This window comes from Sulfurovum sp. XGS-02 (assembly GCF_023213175.1).
Taxonomy (GTDB): Bacteria; Campylobacterota; Campylobacteria; order Campylobacterales; family Sulfurovaceae; genus Sulfurovum.
Map to the genome: position 1 here is coordinate 1,138,035 of NZ_CP093312.1, position 14,883 is coordinate 1,152,917.

16 protein-coding genes are annotated in these 14,883 nt (G+C 39.9%); 12 read left to right on the plus strand and 4 right to left on the minus strand.

The window, feature by feature from the left end:
• Window positions 1-122: 122 nt before the first annotated feature.
• The 11 genes from MN086_RS05745 (at window position 123) to MN086_RS05795 (ending at window position 9,251) form a co-directional block, all read left to right on the plus strand.
• Complete coding sequence (locus tag MN086_RS05745) at window positions 123-1,046, plus strand: MoxR family ATPase (protein ID WP_248575058.1); 924 nt, start codon at window positions 123-125, stop codon at window positions 1,044-1,046.
• Window positions 1,012-1,881 (plus strand): DUF58 domain-containing protein, encoded by an 870-nt coding sequence (locus tag MN086_RS05750; RefSeq protein WP_248575059.1) that lies wholly within the window; start codon window positions 1,012-1,014, stop codon window positions 1,879-1,881. The genes MN086_RS05745 and MN086_RS05750 overlap by 35 nt, the downstream gene beginning before the upstream one ends.
• Window positions 1,850-3,790 (plus strand): DUF3488 and transglutaminase-like domain-containing protein, encoded by a 1,941-nt coding sequence (locus MN086_RS05755; RefSeq protein WP_248575060.1) that lies wholly within the window; start codon window positions 1,850-1,852, stop codon window positions 3,788-3,790. Before MN086_RS05750 ends, MN086_RS05755 begins: the two co-directional genes overlap by 32 nt.
• A 112-nt stretch (window positions 3,791-3,902) precedes the next feature.
• On the plus strand, window positions 3,903-5,261 hold the full coding sequence (locus tag MN086_RS05760) for a S41 family peptidase (RefSeq protein ID WP_248575061.1): 1,359 nt from the start codon (window positions 3,903-3,905) through the stop codon (window positions 5,259-5,261).
• A complete protein-coding gene (gene purC, locus MN086_RS05765) occupies window positions 5,261-5,974 on the plus strand; it encodes a phosphoribosylaminoimidazolesuccinocarboxamide synthase (RefSeq protein WP_248575062.1) in 714 nt (237 codons plus the stop codon). The genes MN086_RS05760 and purC overlap by 1 nt, the downstream gene beginning before the upstream one ends.
• Window positions 5,975-5,983: 9 nt before the next feature.
• The gene (gene purS, locus MN086_RS05770) at window positions 5,984-6,223 is read left to right on the plus strand and encodes a phosphoribosylformylglycinamidine synthase subunit PurS (protein ID WP_248575063.1); all 240 of its coding nucleotides are present in this window, start codon (window positions 5,984-5,986) and stop codon (window positions 6,221-6,223) included.
• 1 nt (window position 6,224) lies between these two features.
• On the plus strand, window positions 6,225-6,896 hold the full coding sequence (purQ, locus tag MN086_RS05775) for a phosphoribosylformylglycinamidine synthase subunit PurQ (RefSeq protein ID WP_248575064.1): 672 nt from the start codon (window positions 6,225-6,227) through the stop codon (window positions 6,894-6,896).
• Window positions 6,896-7,939, plus strand: a complete 1,044-nt coding sequence (locus MN086_RS05780; RefSeq protein WP_248575065.1) for a hypothetical protein — start codon at window positions 6,896-6,898, stop codon at window positions 7,937-7,939. The genes purQ and MN086_RS05780 overlap by 1 nt, the downstream gene beginning before the upstream one ends.
• Window positions 7,917-8,627, plus strand: coding sequence for a 1-acyl-sn-glycerol-3-phosphate acyltransferase (locus MN086_RS05785; RefSeq protein ID WP_248575066.1), 711 nt, complete (start codon window positions 7,917-7,919; stop codon window positions 8,625-8,627). The genes MN086_RS05780 and MN086_RS05785 overlap by 23 nt, the downstream gene beginning before the upstream one ends.
• Window positions 8,593-8,982 carry a fluoride efflux transporter CrcB gene (crcB, locus tag MN086_RS05790; protein ID WP_248575067.1) on the plus strand — a complete coding sequence of 130 codons (390 nt, stop codon included), beginning with the start codon at window positions 8,593-8,595 and terminating at the stop codon, window positions 8,980-8,982. The genes MN086_RS05785 and crcB overlap by 35 nt, the downstream gene beginning before the upstream one ends.
• A gap of 8 nt (window positions 8,983-8,990) precedes the next feature.
• The gene (locus MN086_RS05795; protein ID WP_248575068.1) at window positions 8,991-9,251 is read left to right on the plus strand and encodes a hypothetical protein; all 261 of its coding nucleotides are present in this window, start codon (window positions 8,991-8,993) and stop codon (window positions 9,249-9,251) included.
• Between the two features lie 9 nt (window positions 9,252-9,260).
• Here the strand turns inward: MN086_RS05795 and mrtJ are convergent, their stop codons facing one another.
• The 3 genes from mrtJ to MN086_RS05810 all read right to left on the minus strand — a co-directional run bounded on the left by mrtJ (window position 9,261) and on the right by MN086_RS05810 (window position 12,967).
• Window positions 9,261-9,692 (minus strand): JDVT-CTERM system glutamic-type intramembrane protease, encoded by a 432-nt coding sequence (mrtJ, locus tag MN086_RS05800; protein WP_248575069.1) that lies wholly within the window; start codon window positions 9,690-9,692, stop codon window positions 9,261-9,263.
• Window positions 9,693-9,700: 8 nt separating this feature from the next.
• The gene (locus MN086_RS05805; RefSeq protein ID WP_248575070.1) at window positions 9,701-11,587 is read right to left on the minus strand and encodes a choice-of-anchor F family protein; all 1,887 of its coding nucleotides are present in this window, start codon (window positions 11,585-11,587) and stop codon (window positions 9,701-9,703) included.
• Window positions 11,588-11,668: 81 nt separating this feature from the next.
• Complete coding sequence (locus tag MN086_RS05810; RefSeq protein ID WP_248575071.1) at window positions 11,669-12,967, minus strand: hypothetical protein; 1,299 nt, start codon at window positions 12,965-12,967, stop codon at window positions 11,669-11,671.
• Between the two features lie 133 nt (window positions 12,968-13,100).
• Here MN086_RS05810 and MN086_RS05815 point away from each other — a divergent pair, with 133 nt between their 5' ends.
• Entirely contained in the window at window positions 13,101-13,409 is a 309-nt protein-coding gene (locus tag MN086_RS05815; protein ID WP_248575072.1) for a c-type cytochrome, read from the plus strand.
• 100 nt (window positions 13,410-13,509) lie between these two features.
• On the opposite strand, the gene MN086_RS05820 is transcribed toward MN086_RS05815, so the two are convergent.
• On the minus strand, window positions 13,510-14,799 hold the full coding sequence (locus MN086_RS05820) for a hypothetical protein (RefSeq protein ID WP_248575073.1): 1,290 nt from the start codon (window positions 14,797-14,799) through the stop codon (window positions 13,510-13,512).
• Between the last annotated feature and the right edge of the window lie 84 nt (window positions 14,800-14,883).

The window sequence follows — 14,883 nt, forward strand, 5'->3', positions numbered from 1 at the left end:
TCTTAATAATATACTTACTTCTCGTGTAGTATATGTGCAATTATATTTCTCCAATTTAGATAGATCTATAAAAATTCTGAAACCAGAAAATCTTTCAAAGTAAATTACGTTATGATATATCTATGAATTACACAATTGCTTCAGAATTTACCGTTCTCATTGATGCTATAGAGACCCATTTGGTGGGGAAAAGAGAGACGATCGCTTTATCTTTGGCGACTTTTTTTGCAGGCGGGCATTTGCTTTTAGAAGATATCCCCGGTGTGGGGAAAACCACATTGGCAAAACATCTCTCTCAAGTCTTAGGACTGGACTTTGGCCGTATACAGTTCACCTCTGACATGCTTCCATCAGATATACTCGGGGTCAACTACTATAACCAGAAAGAAGGCGCTTTTATCTTTAAAAAGGGGCCTATCTTTACCTCTTTTCTTTTGGCCGATGAGATCAACCGTTCCATGCCTAAGACACAGTCTGCCCTGCTCCAGGCTATGGAAGAAGGGTCCATCAGCATAGACGGAACACTGCATACTCTACCCAAACCTTTCTTTGTCATAGGGACACAAAATCCACATGAAGAGGTAGGTACTTTTCCTCTGCCCACCTCCCAACTGGACCGTTTTATGTGTTCATTTGGCATTGGATATCCTGACAGTGTATCGGAAAGAGAGATCTTAAAAGGTGAAAGAGGACACAGTTCCGCTGTATCCGAAACCCTTCTGAGACCCCAGCAGATAGAAAGCTACATGAAACAGGCTTCAGAGGTCACGCTGAGTGAGACACTATTGGATTTTCTTCAGGAGATCATCGCATATACAAGAGAGAGCGGCGTATTTGAGTATGGACTCTCTACACGCGGGGCACTCTCTCTGACCGCCATGACCAGATCCTGGGCAATGCTTCAGGGCCGTACCTATGCCACTGCGGATGACTTGCAGGCAGTCACTGCTGTTGTCTGCTCACACCGCCTGCAGTTTAAAGAAGGTTCCACCACAGCCAAACGTATACATGATGAAATCTTTACGCACGTTCGCTCAGATATATAAACGCATAGACCAGCACGCTACGCGCTACAGTGCAGTTGTAGTAGTTCTGCTTTTCGGGCTTTTTCTAGAAGCCTATATGCATGATTTCAACCTTGTGTACATTACGCTTTTTTTTGTCTTTTCTCTTGCATTTTCTGCAGGGCCGATAGGGATCTTGAATCTTGGACACCTTAAAGCCTCTTATGTACGTTCCGGACGTCTTTTTGCACATCAAGAGGGTCATCTTTCTATGCAAATAAATAATGATTCAGCAACAACATCATGGTCTGTCATGCTCCGTCATGAAGATACTTCCATACCGCTCGGACCGATTAAAGGTGATGCATCAACGATCGTGCAGCTGCCTGTACTGCCCGAAAAACGCGGCAGTTTTACCCATACAGGCTGCTACCTGGAAAGTAAATATCCTCTTTCAACCGTACGTTTGGTCATGAAGATAGATGACTCCTATCAAGGAATGGTCTACCCCCAGCCCAAAGGCATCTCCCTTCATGACTTTTTACAGCAGGAAGAGAACCATTACGGGGAGGAAAAAGAGTTTGACGGCCTGCGTACCTATGACGGGTCACAAAAACTTTCCCATATCCACTGGGCATCTGTGGCAAAAGGAGAGATGTCCGTCAAGGTCTTCAGTAAAGAGACACGGACACCTAAACTGGTTTTCAATTTTTATACAGCAGCGACAAATGATGAATCACGTTTATCCCAGCTCTGTTTATGGGTACTCGAGTGTGAAAAACAAAACCTGCCTTTCATGATACAGATGCCAAGCAGAGTCTTAAATTCAGCAAAGGAGAGTACGGATGTTATCCTTGAAACACTTGCAAGATACTAAACTCTCTCCTTTAGCGCTTTTAGACACAGCCTACATTATCGTGCTCTTTCCTCTGATGCTCATACTGAAAGTACCTATGCTGCTCTTCTCATTCATGGTGTTAGCATTGCTCTTCTTCAAGAAAACACCTGCAGACAAATATCTTATACTTTTTGTCTTTTTGATGGGTCTTTTGGCACTCTATCTGTCAATGTACGGGCTCTTTTCATTCAGGGGTCTCTCACGTTTAAAACTTTTTCTGGAGTTGCTCGTTTATGTTCTGATCATCGTGGTTTCCATGCAGAGACTGACAAAAGAGATCAACTTTTATCTACTGCTCTCCCCTATGTTATTCCTGGCTTTGTCCCTGTTTTTCTTTCATGGTATTGTCATGCTCTCATATGTCATATTTGAAATTTTCTTTCTACTGTGGCTTCTGCTGGCACACCGAATGGACGGTGACATGATAGAGAGCTTCCGGTCAAGCATGGTTATGTTTATGTATTCTCTGCCTTGGGTGGTTGTACTTTTTATCTTCTTTCCCCGTATCTCGTTTGATCATGCAGACTACGGATTCAAAGGTGAAAAGATACAGCGTATGGGACATGACGGTACAATGTTCTTGGATTCTAAAGCCCTTCTGGTCCCTTCAGACCGAATTGTCATGGAAGTGGGTTTTGATAAAGAGGTCCCTTCGTCTAACAAACTCTATTTCAGGGGAAGTATACTCTATGTGGATAAAAAAGATCATTGGGAAACACTGCCTAAGTATATCAAAAGAGAAAACAGAACCTATCATCCTATGCAGGGAGAAACAGTAGAGTATAAAGTGACTTTGTACCCCACACAAAAACGCTGGATCTATCTGTTGGATATGCCTGTGGAGGCAGTTAATGATTCAGAGTTGGACAGTGATCTCATAAGTACCGTAGAAAAACCTATAAAAGCACCACTACATTATACTGCACGTTCTGTGTTAACTCCTACATTTCATGATGATCTGGACCAAGATACGCTTGATGCTTCAACACATTTTGATCCAGAACGCAATCCCAAAACGTACCGGGAAGCACAAAAAATCAAAAACCACTATAAAAAAACTGATAAAAGAGCTTCTGCTCTTGTCAACTTCTTTCAAAACCAGTCATTGACCTATAGTTTAAAACCGAAGGCACTTGATATCAATAACTCTGCAGACAGTTTTTTATTTGACAGACGTTTGGGTTATTGTGTACATTTTGCATCTTCATTTGTAACCATGGCCCGCATGGCAGGGATACCTTCGCGGATCGTCACAGGCTATAAGGCGGACAAAACCAACAGTCTCAATAATTATCTGGCCGTAAAGGAGCGTGATGCACATGCCTGGGCCGAACTCTATATCAATGAACACTGGGTGAGAATTGAGACAACGAATACCGCATCAGCAATAGACGGGGAATCAGCTCAATTATTGGGTACGGATACCAATCAAAAAGATAAGACATTGATCGAAAGAGTAAATCTCTATCTGATGTATGTAAAATATCAGGTAGAGACATGGATACTCTACTACAGTCATATCCGCCAACTTCAACTGATCCAGTATGCAAAAGATAATCCGAGATTTGTCTTACTTTTTGTACTCTCTTTACTGGTCCTGGTTTTGATCACTTTCAGCATTACTGCATATTTCCGTCGTCCTCGCTGCAGACATAAAATACTTTGTATCATTGAACCTCTTGTAAAGAGACTCAGGAAAGAAGGGTACATCAGAAAAAAAGATGAAACAATGCACCAGTACTTCTTACGGTATATGAAAGATCATCCGGAAAATAGTGCACTAAAAGAGGTCGACAGCTATTATGAAGCCGTCTCTTATGGCGGGGAGAGTTCAGCCGCTACAATGAAGCAATTGAAACGTATGGTCGAGAAGAGTTTGTCTTCTTAGATAAAAAACGGTTAACCTTCCTTATGTATAGTAATACTGAGCGTTCAAAGCAACCTCTTAGATGTTTTTAAATAAAATTATAAACCAATTCTCATAGGGAGACATCACCTTAATGATTAAGAAAAGCAAAAAAGTTATTGTTGCGGGACTTGTAAGCACTTTAAGCGTGGCATACATGTTTGGATCTTTCGCCCAGGCTAAAGATACTGCTACAAAAACACATGCACCTTCTACAGCCAAAGAAAAGCTGGAAGCCTACATCAAATTTACACAAATTCTTAATGTCATTGAGAGTCAATATGTAGATGATGTCAATACTACAGACCTTGTAGATAAAGCCCTCAAAGGTCTTATGGCCAACCTCGATTCTCACTCCTCTTTCATGGACACCAAGGAATTCAAAGACCTCTCTGTCCAGACAAAAGGTGAATTTGGAGGTTTGGGTATCTCCATAGGTATGAAAGACGGTGCACTGACTGTCATCGCCCCTATCAGTGATACACCTGCAGATAAAGCGGGGATCAAAGCCGGTGATATCATTTTGAAGATCAATGATACAGCCACTATCGGTATGAGTATCGATGAGTCGGTAAAACTGATGAGAGGAAAACCTAAAACTTCTTTGGTACTAACGATCATCCGTAAAGGTGAAGCCAAACCTCTCGAAGTGAAGATCACCAGAGACATCATTAAGATCCAGTCTGTCTATGCAAAGACCATAGAAGATAATATACTCTATCTCCATGTCACTTCTTTTGACCAAAAAGTGGTTAAGGGTGTCCAGGAGGCTATCAAAGATAACAAAGATACCGAAGGTATCATCCTGGATCTAAGAAATAATCCCGGGGGACTGCTTGACCAGGCTGTCGGACTTGCAGACCTTTTTGTTGATGAGGGTGTGATCGTCAGTCAAAAAGGAAAAGTAGCGAGTGAAAATATAGAGTATAAAGCGACCAAAAAGGGTACAGACAAAGATACACCTATCGTTATACTCATCAACGGAGGATCCGCATCTGCTTCTGAGATCGTATCAGGGGCGCTTCAGGACCTTAACCGTTCTGTGCTCGTTGGAGAAAAAACATTTGGAAAAGGCTCTGTTCAAGTCGTGATGCCAATAGGTGCAGATGAAGCACTGAAGCTTACCGTGGCGCGTTACTACCTTCCGAGCGGACGGACGATACAAGCAGTGGGTGTAACACCTGACATTACTGTACCCCTTGGAAAAATAGATTTTATTGAAGACTCTGCTATGCTTAAGGAAAAAGATCTCAAAAAGCACCTACAAAGTGAGCTTGAGAAGATCAACAATGGCACGACCAATTCATCCAAGACCGAGCCAAATACAGAAACCAACGCAACAAAAACAGATAACACGATCATCACTGAAGAGCAGATATATAAAGATCTGCAACTCAAAAGTGCTGTAGACATCTTAAAAGCTTTGATCATCACAACTAAAGGAAAAATATAATGCCAAAGACTGAACTTTTGTATGAAGGTAAGGCAAAAAAAATCTGGAAAACAGAAGATGACAATCTTCTTATTTCCGAATTTAAAGACAGCCTGACTGCATTTAACGGTGAAAAAAAATCATCAGAAGAAGGCAAAGGTGCCCTTAACAACCAGATATCAACAGAACTCTTCAAATATCTGCAGGAAAAAGGTATCCCTACCCACTATGTAGATACTATAGATGAAAACAACATGCTTCATAAGGCTGCAGAAGTGATCAAGATCGAAGTGATCGTAAGAAATATTGCTACAGGGAGTCTCAGCAAAAATCTTGGTATTAAAGACAAAACCGTACTTCCTTTCACGCTGGTTGAATTTGACTATAAGAATGATGCACTTGGAGATCCGAAATTAAACGATCAACACTGTCTTATTTTGAACCTGGTCAATGACGAATCCGAACTTGATTATATTCGTTACATGGCAAGAAGGATCAACACACTGCTTGTAGAGTTCTATGCAGGACTTGACATTAAAGTGGTAGACTTCAAGATCGAATTCGGTAGAGATAAGGACGGAAATATCATCCTTATCGATGAACTAAGTCCGGACAACTTTAGACTCTGGGATGCCAAAACAGACGAAAAGCTCGACAAAGACAGATTTAGACAAGGTTTGGGCGGACTCACTGAAGCCTACAGACAAGTATTAGACAGAATTAAAAACAGATAAGGAATAGTAATGACAGCAGTAGTAAATGTATTTTTAAAAGAAGGTGTTCTAGATCCGCAAGGTAAAGCAGCGCACCATGCACTTGACTCTTTAGGGTTTGCCGGAGTAAATGATGTACGTATCGGTAAACAGATCATCCTTAACCTGGATACAGAAGATAAAGCGGCAGCTGAAGCTGAAGTAAAAGAGATGTGTGAGACACTTCTTGCCAATACGGTTATCGAAGACTATACAATAGAGATAAACTAATATGAAAGTAGCAGTATTAAGATTTCCGGGAACAAACTGTGAGTTTGATACACAGTATGCTTTTGAAAAGTTAGGACATACCACAGAGCTTGTATGGCATGAAAGCGAGCAACTTCCAGAAGATATCGATCTTGTGGTTGTACCTGGTGGATTCTCTTATGGTGATTATCTGCGTTCAGGGTCTATTGCACGATTTTCACCTGTCATGAAAGCCGTATCAACGTATGCAAATGCCGGTGGTAAAGTACTGGGTATCTGTAACGGTTTCCAGATCCTTACAGAAGCAGGACTACTTCCTGGTGCATTGAAACGTAACAACAACCTTCACTTCATCTCGAAACACCAAACACTTTGTGTCATCAACAATGACAATGCATTTTTAAATAAATGTGAGAAAGGCGAAGTATTGAACATCCCTATCGCTCATGCTGACGGTAATTATTATATCGATGAGGAAGGCTTTAAAAAGCTCGAAGCCAATGGACAGATACTTCTTCGTTATTCAGATGAGAAAGGTAATCCTGTAGTAGTGAATGGTTCGGTAACATCCATAGCAGGTGTATGTAATGAAGCCAAAAATGTATTTGGCCTTATGCCTCACCCTGAGCGTGCTTTAGAAGCAATACTCGGAAGTGAAGACGGTATACGTATGCTTCAAGGTTTTGAAGCATAATGCAACACTTTCGTTCTGTATGGCTAGTCATAGCACTCATATTCGCTTATACTACGCTACTCAGTGCACAGAACGAATTTAAATACAGTTATATGCCAAAAAAGGTATATGAGAACCAACTCTTCCCTGTCACCGTTATCGCTCCTGGTGAAAAAACTGAAAGTAAACGTCAATTCACTTTTGACAGTTCAAGTAAAATACAACCTCTTTTCAAAGAGCCGCTTACCATCCATAATGGTCCGGATAGTTTCTATACTTTTTATTTTAAAGCTTCAAATGTGGATATACGTATTCCAAGACTATTCATCTCTTCTGAAAGCGGAGAGCACTCACTTGGACCCAATACCGTTTTTATAGAGTCTCTTGAACCACATGAAGAGTTCTGTCATGTACTTGCAGCTGATATGAAGATCAAAAATTCACAAGTATCAAACTACGATGAGAAGCGTCATATCGTCACCCTCTCCGTAGAAGCCTTTGAAGCCAACCTTGAAGATATGAAACTTGACAAAGTAGAAGAGTCCGGTGTAGAGAATATCAAACGTGATTTTGCAAAGGTAGAGGGTGAATTTTACGTCGTACTACCTGTAGAAGACAAACTGCTTAAATTTGCCTATTTCAACACGATCAAAAAACAGTATGAATTTTTAGAAGTTCCTGTAGAAGTGGTAGATGCTTCTGTAACGACACAGTCTGATCTAAATCCTAAAGAAGACAGTTTTGAAAAATTAAAAAAGTATACATTCATGTCTCTGGTCGGTTTCTTTTTTATCATGTTCTTATTTAAAAGAGATTTCTTCTATCTGGTTTTTGGTGTTGTTTCATTTATCACCCTTTTGACCTTTTATATTCCGCATAAAAAAATATGTGTAAAGCAAGGTGCCCCACTTTATATTTTACCGACACATACTAGTACGGTCAGTACAAAGATAGACCAGAAGCTTGACACCATGCTGCTGAGTGAACGTGATGGCTTTAAAAAAGTGGAATACAAAGAAGGTGTCATAGGATGGATCAAAAATGAAGATCTTTGCGACCATTAGGTTTTACTGGGGTGCATTTGTCATCTCATTTAATACCGCTGTTTTTATGATACCTGCTTTAATGCTGTTCGGTAAGTACAAAAGTACCATTGTGCATCACATCAACCGTCTGACGCTTTTTATGATGGGTGGCAGATTGGCCCAGGAAGGCACGATGGATACCAGTGCAGATATGTATGTCATGAACCACCAGGGAATCGTAGATATCATCGGACTTGAAGCTTTGCAGAATAACCATCTTCGCTGGGTTGCTAAGAAAGAGCTTTTTGAGACACCATGGTTCGGTAATCTTTTACGTCATGGAGAGATGATCTCACTGGACCGTCAAAATAAAGCCGGTTTAATAAAACTCATCAAAGATGTACAAGAGTCTAAAGAGGTCTACCATCGTCCTGTAGCTATCTTCCCTGAAGGTACCAGAACAAATAAACAGCCTTTACTTCCTTTTAAACAAGGCACTAAGCTCATAGCAGAGAAGCTGGGGTTGCGTATACAGCCCATCGTTATCACAGGCAGTAAATGGGTCTTAAATGAACATGTCCGGACCGCTCACAGCGGTACTGTAAAATATACCTTTTTACCTAGTTTTACTGTGGACAGTGATGATAAAGAGTGGTTTGATACACTTAGAGAAAACATGCAAAAGGTTATAGATGACGAGTTTAGCAACAATCATTGCAGTCGCTAGCGGCGGTGCTATAGGTGCCACACTGAGACTGCTTATCAACGGGGCAGTCAATAAGCACTTTATCCATGCACTTCCATTGGGAACATTGGCAGTGAATTTCATAGGAAGTCTGATCATAGGTATGCTTTTTGCTTATTTCCATCTGAACACTTCTCTGTCACCTCATGTAAAAACGTTTTTAGTGACAGGTATACTAGGTGCACTGACCACCTACTCTACCTTCGCTATAGAGAGCTTCTTTTTACTGGAAGCAGGACATTACCTCCATGCCTTTGCCAACATGGCGCTTAACCTTTTTGGTACCATACTGCTTGCAGGTATCGGGTATCTTCTCATTATGCAAATTTCAAAATAGGAAAAACATTGTCAACACTAAACGAAGAGATAGAAAAACACATTAAAAAGCTAGTACACCCTCTTAAAGAGCCAGAAGAGCTCATGGAAGTACTCAAGGTAAAACTGACTAAAAAAGAGTTCAAACTCTTAAGATCATGGGCAGATGAAGTGCCGCAAGAAAAGATACAATCTGAACTCAATCTTGACGAAGAGCGTTACGGTGAACTTTCCACAAAGCTCATCAAAAAGCTCAACCAGGAAAAGATCAAACAGGCGATGTGTATCTAAGCCTGTATCTTACGATATGATCATAAACACAGAACAGAAGTTATAAAACATGTGCAGGAATATACTAGGCACTATGTTATTATACTGATCTTTAAAATACCCAAAGATCAAAGAAGGCACAAATACCAACAGTGCCCAAACAGGTGTATGATGTACAAAATGTATCAAAACAAAAAGTACTGATGTCATTATATTAGCCACTGTCAAAAAGAAAATGGAAGGGTATTGTTCCGTTTTTGAAGCGATATACTCCTGTATTACCCCACGAAAAGCCAACTCCTCGATCACCGGATAAAATACGATAAGAAAAAAAAGAGAGTTTGTATCGGAAAATAATCGTTCTATATCAACTGATTGATGTTGAAAAATGTAGTTATAGAAAAGAACAAAAAGAGGAGCAGCTAGAATAGCTGCTCCATATTGTATATGTGTTTTATTCACGGAGAAGACTATTTGATAAATCTTCTTCTGAATGGATAGAATAATCCAAGAGCCATCATTACTAAGAACATCATATCAAAGTGCTTGCTGTCAGGGTTGTATGTACAACCTCCACCACCGCTGCTTGGAACTAGATCTGGATCTGTAACTGGTGGTGTAACAATTCCATCTGTTGCTGTAGTTTCTGCAGTGAGTCCTTTATAGGTAGCTGTTACAACAGTTCCATTCACCACATTAACGATTGTATCCTGTGTAGCAACAGTATTTGTATCAGTCGCTATAGTTCCCACATATATAGAACTGTTAACATCCGTTTCTGTCAGTGTAAGGTTTTCTTCATCACCATTACTTGCTGTAAGTACAACTATTACTTCATCGATTACACTATCAGTCGCCCCTGTCACATTAGTATCTGCTACACCCACAGATAGGTTAGTATCTAGATTAAAATACGGTGCCGGACTGATAACAAGATGTGTATCTGTACCATTATAATCTGTCGATGGCATAATATACGTTACATTATCATCCATAATATAATTAGGAGCTGTCTGATCTGCTGCAACACGTGGTGTAATACGTATAGTAAATGTATCACCTATATTAGAATTTTTCCCAACATTCACAATATAATTTAACCCTAAGTTAAGTGTATCTTCAATATTTCCTTGTGCATACAATGGATCAGTCATCCAAGTCAGTAACTCCTCCGGTGAAGGCTCAGCCCAACTATTAGCATCATTTACGTAATCCTTACCCTTATGCCATGCAGGAGCTGTACCTTCAGGTGCATTTGGTACTGTACCCCAGAACGCTACAAGTTCTGCATCAGTAGTTGGATCATTGTCATCATCAAAGAATATACCGATTGGCTGCCATTTGGAAGGTAACCACATACCAAAGAGTGCTTCATAATTACTGCCCAGTGTATCAGGCCCACCTACGAGTTCTGGTGTTCCATGTCCTGACTCAGCAACAACAAAACCTGCTCTTTTTGAATCAAAGAAACCATCTGTAGGAAAATGTGGCTCTGGTTCTTCGTATGTTTTAGGTCCCCATAGGCCATGAGAAAAGTTTGCCATATCCTCCACATCCCAAATATTTACATCACCTGTTGCTTTAGGATTTTCAAGAAGTCCAATAGAAAGTGTAAGATCGTCAGGTTTTACTGTTCCATTCTCATCTAATACTTCGATCTTATATCCCTCTAATCTCTTGCCAGTATAGTTATTGATCTTTTGGAAAACTTGATATCTAGTATTTTCAGTACTTTCATCAGTTGGATCAAGATTAAATACAAGCTCTACAGGCTTTCCATATCCAGTGGTAGTATTATGATCTACAACCGTATTTTCAGTCATATTGACCTTGAAACGTTTATGTGTCTGGAATGGACTTGAACATGTTGTAGGTGCTGGTGTATCACTGTCAAGATATCCATTTATCCCTCCATTATCTTCTGCTGCCAAGTATGAAGTTGTCATGATACAATTTTCAGGTTTTCCATTGTGTGTATTCAAATCACCATTGATAATTTTGATACCTGTGGGTTCACCTACCGGCCAGTCTTTCCCATGAAGCTTACCTCTCTCTTCACCACCAACACTAATTATAGATTCAAAAGACATTGTATCATCCATTGTCGGATAACTGCCATCCGTACTCGTAGGATCAGGGAAAATATCACCATAAATAATATTACTAAAGTTTTGATCACTTGTAATATTCACAACTACATTCTCTAAGTTCCATCCACCAAAACCATACTGGGTCAATTCATTCCAACCTTGTGTATCAGTATCTGTAATGATCTTCCCTGCATATGCACTTGAGCTAAGCAGCATTGCTGCCGCAGCACTCATACCTAAAATTTTATTTTTATAGTTTTTTTTCATAATTTGTCTCCTCCACTTTCAAACTATACACATTTATTCTACTAAATAAATGTTAAGTCAATGTTAAATTATACTTATTTCTTAAAACAGCATATTGAAACTGATCAGGAAGTCCCTATAGTCTTCTATATCTGATCTTGACGGTTTAGCCCAGCTATGCTCTACCGAAAGCTTCATAGGCAGGTAGTACTTGAACGAGTAGTCCATACCCACAGTGATGGCATGATCCAGATCTTGCACATTGACCTTCTTCAGTTCACCCTTTCCACCATCCGCATAATCATAACGATCATTCATTGTAAGATAAGAGAGTTTCACACCAAAATCCGGGGTAAGGTTCACTTCTCCTCCTACAGAGAATGCTTCATTATCTAGGTTATCAACGTCACTGGTTGAGCCCGCACCCATCCCTGTGTAAGTTACTTCATTTTTAAAGACCTTGCTCATCGTCAAAGTAGCACTTTTATCACCGATGTAACCTTCAACCATGAAATCCATTCCATACGTTTTACGCTCTATGCTGAGAGAACTTGTAGCATCTACCGTATCTCCACCGTTCATGACAAATCCGCCCAGTATAAGGTTATAAGCTCCTAGAGGGTATTCGTAGGCGATTCTGGTAAAAGGGATCAGGTTGCTTGTAAGCTCCAGTTGATTATTGTCCTGGCCTTGAGCATACATACCTACGGTTGCAAACAGATGATCGCCACCGATCAATGCACTATCTATGTCATAGTAAACCTGCAGTCCTGTTGCCGCACCAGAACCTATCCCCGTTGCCTGGAGTGCATTGGAGAGTCTTCTTATATCAAACGTTCTAAACGGTTTGTAGAGACCCGAGTTGTAAATTTCCATACCTGAGAATGGGCCAAAGTCAGCGGTAGAATATGCTGCCAATCCCATATATCCATCTTGTATCTCTTCGGCATAGACCATTTTCCCGGAAATGGCATTGTCCCTTTGCGCTTTATAAGAAAGGTTGACAAGGGCCCCAAGTTTGTTCGTTAACCTTCCCCCTACATAGAGTGCAGCGGTTCTAGGTACAGATAAGATACCGTCATTGGTCACGATCGTATCTTTGACCTTTCCTGATTTACCCGGTTTATTGTCTGTTTTTTCATAGATGGACTTGAACATCACCGATGGATTGATGTCCGAACCGCTGCTGTTCGCATCTGTAAATTTTTGGCTCATAGTCATACCTGAAGCCAAAAATTTTCTACCGAACTTGTTGAGCCTTTCTATATGCTGTATATGACATGCAGTACAGTCCATCCCTGTCTGTGTAGCAAACAGAGGCAAAGCTTTTACTTCACTTGTCAAACTGATGAATCCAAGTATACCCACTGCTACTAAACTATGTCTATTTATTTTTATCATTCTTCCTCCCTTTATAAATAGCCTTGTACTATCTATAAAATTCTAGCACACTGTTACAAATAAGCAAGACAGATTACCTGAATCCAAATGATATAAATATATAATAAACCTAATTTAGTTAAAAAGGAATAGTATGAGATTCATAAAAACAGGCGTATCACTTTTAGCAGTAAGTGTTCTTTCTGCATCACCTGCACAGAATATCTATGTGCAAAAGTGTGCAAGCTGTCACGGTGCAAACGGAGATATGAAAGCTATGGGAACTTCTAGGTCGATCAAAGAGATGCCGGTCGAAGAGATAGAAAAAGCGCTCATAAACTATGCATCAGGAGAAAGGAAAGCGATGCCTTTTGTTAAAAGTGTAAAAAAAGATTTTATGAACAAATATACCAAAGAAGAGGTGCATGGGCTTGCTAACTATATTCATGGGCTGAATAAGTAGCTATTTTAGGAGTAAGGGTACTGTAAGTCACAGATACCCTTCATATATAGTACTTTTTTAGTGGTGACCTCGGCCACCATCTCTTTGTCCACCCATCGCTCTAGAATGGCAAAGTAAGTGTCGTCATAAAACTCTGATAATTTTCAACTCTATCCAGTGATGGGTTCATCCATGCATACTCAACCGCAAGTTTCATATCTTTATTGATCAGATTAAATCCATAATCCAAACCTACATTGATAGCAGAGTCAAGGTCTTTTGCATTAATTTTCAATGGTCTAGAATTTTTTCCAGTATACCGATAGTCAAACTCATCATTATATGTCATATAGCCTACTTTTGTAACAATGGTCGGCGTAATACTAATAGCTCCTTCTACAGAGAATGCCGAATTATAACTATCTTCCGTGTCAGAGTCATCTGATTGTGCACCAATACCGGTAAATTCAATTTTATTTTTAAGAATATTTGTCACTGTCAAAGAGGCTTCTCTATCTGCTATATCACCTTCTATCTGTATATCGAAACCATATGTTTCTCTTTTCATACTAAGTGTCTCAGTATCTGTAACAGTGTCTCCACCCGATATGATAAATGCGCCCAACATAACGTTATAGTCTCCTATAGGATGTTCATACGCTATTCTTGCAAAGGGTAAGATATTATCATTCATATCTATGTATGCATTATCTTGTGTAGGTGTGTAAATACCCGCAGTGATAAAAAAGTGGTCTCCACTATTTAGAAGATTATCTCTATCATAATATAGTTGTAACCCTGTTGCACCTTTTGAATAGGCTTTCGTCGTTTGAGCTGCATTGCTATAGACCTTATTGTCAAACATCCTTAGAGGTTTGTACAAACCTGTATTATAGAATTCCATTCCTGAGAATGGTCCCTGACTGTTATTTGAATATGCTGTAATACCCCAATACCCATCTTCTACAGCATTGGCATAGGTCACTCTTCCTGAGATCGACCTACCCTCGTGTTGTCTATAACCTAGATTAAGTGTACCACCTATGTTCTCTGTCAATCGACCACCTAGATAAATCGTTGCCATACGTATATGTGAAAAATCACCATCATTGGTATCACCTTCTTTAATAGCACCTTTTCCATCCGGTTTATCCCATGTTTTCGCATATTTAGATTTGATCAAGACTGATGGATTAATATCCATATTTTCAACTTGTTGGCTCATCGTCATACCCGATGCGGCAAATTTTCTACCAAACTTATTCAGTCTTGGCATGATCTGTGTATGACATCCTGTACAGTCCATACCTGTTTGTGTCGTGAACATTGGTAATGCTTTTGCTTCTTGTGTCAGACCTGCAAATGTCAGTAATCCCGCTAGCGCAACCTGATACCCTTTTATTTTCTTCATTCTGTTTGCCTCCCTATAGAATAAATACATTTTAACTATAGCATGTATCTAAAATACAAATCAAGAAAAGTGTATAAATTGTAC

What these genes read in the sequence shown, in the direction of transcription:
- MN086_RS05745 (WP_248575058.1), top strand. Translation starts at nt 123, where the DNA reads ATGAATTACACAATTGCTTCAGAATTTACCGTTCTCATTGATGCTATA.
- MN086_RS05750 (WP_248575059.1), top strand. Translation starts at nt 1,012, where the DNA reads ATGAAATCTTTACGCACGTTCGCTCAGATATATAAACGCATAGACCAG.
- MN086_RS05755 (WP_248575060.1), top strand. Translation starts at nt 1,850, where the DNA reads ATGTTATCCTTGAAACACTTGCAAGATACTAAACTCTCTCCTTTAGCG.
- MN086_RS05760 (WP_248575061.1), top strand. Translation starts at nt 3,903, where the DNA reads ATGATTAAGAAAAGCAAAAAAGTTATTGTTGCGGGACTTGTAAGCACT.
- purC (WP_248575062.1), top strand. Translation starts at nt 5,261, where the DNA reads ATGCCAAAGACTGAACTTTTGTATGAAGGTAAGGCAAAAAAAATCTGG.
- purS (WP_248575063.1), top strand. Translation starts at nt 5,984, where the DNA reads ATGACAGCAGTAGTAAATGTATTTTTAAAAGAAGGTGTTCTAGATCCG.
- purQ (WP_248575064.1), top strand. Translation starts at nt 6,225, where the DNA reads ATGAAAGTAGCAGTATTAAGATTTCCGGGAACAAACTGTGAGTTTGAT.
- MN086_RS05780 (WP_248575065.1), top strand. Translation starts at nt 6,896, where the DNA reads ATGCAACACTTTCGTTCTGTATGGCTAGTCATAGCACTCATATTCGCT.
- MN086_RS05785 (WP_248575066.1), top strand. Translation starts at nt 7,917, where the DNA reads ATGAAGATCTTTGCGACCATTAGGTTTTACTGGGGTGCATTTGTCATC.
- crcB (WP_248575067.1), top strand. Translation starts at nt 8,593, where the DNA reads ATGACGAGTTTAGCAACAATCATTGCAGTCGCTAGCGGCGGTGCTATA.
- MN086_RS05805 (WP_248575070.1), bottom strand. Translation starts at nt 11,587, where the DNA reads ATGAAAAAAAACTATAAAAATAAAATTTTAGGTATGAGTGCTGCGGCA.
- MN086_RS05810 (WP_248575071.1), bottom strand. Translation starts at nt 12,967, where the DNA reads ATGATAAAAATAAATAGACATAGTTTAGTAGCAGTGGGTATACTTGGA.
- MN086_RS05815 (WP_248575072.1), top strand. Translation starts at nt 13,101, where the DNA reads ATGAGATTCATAAAAACAGGCGTATCACTTTTAGCAGTAAGTGTTCTT.
- MN086_RS05820 (WP_248575073.1), bottom strand. Translation starts at nt 14,799, where the DNA reads ATGAAGAAAATAAAAGGGTATCAGGTTGCGCTAGCGGGATTACTGACA.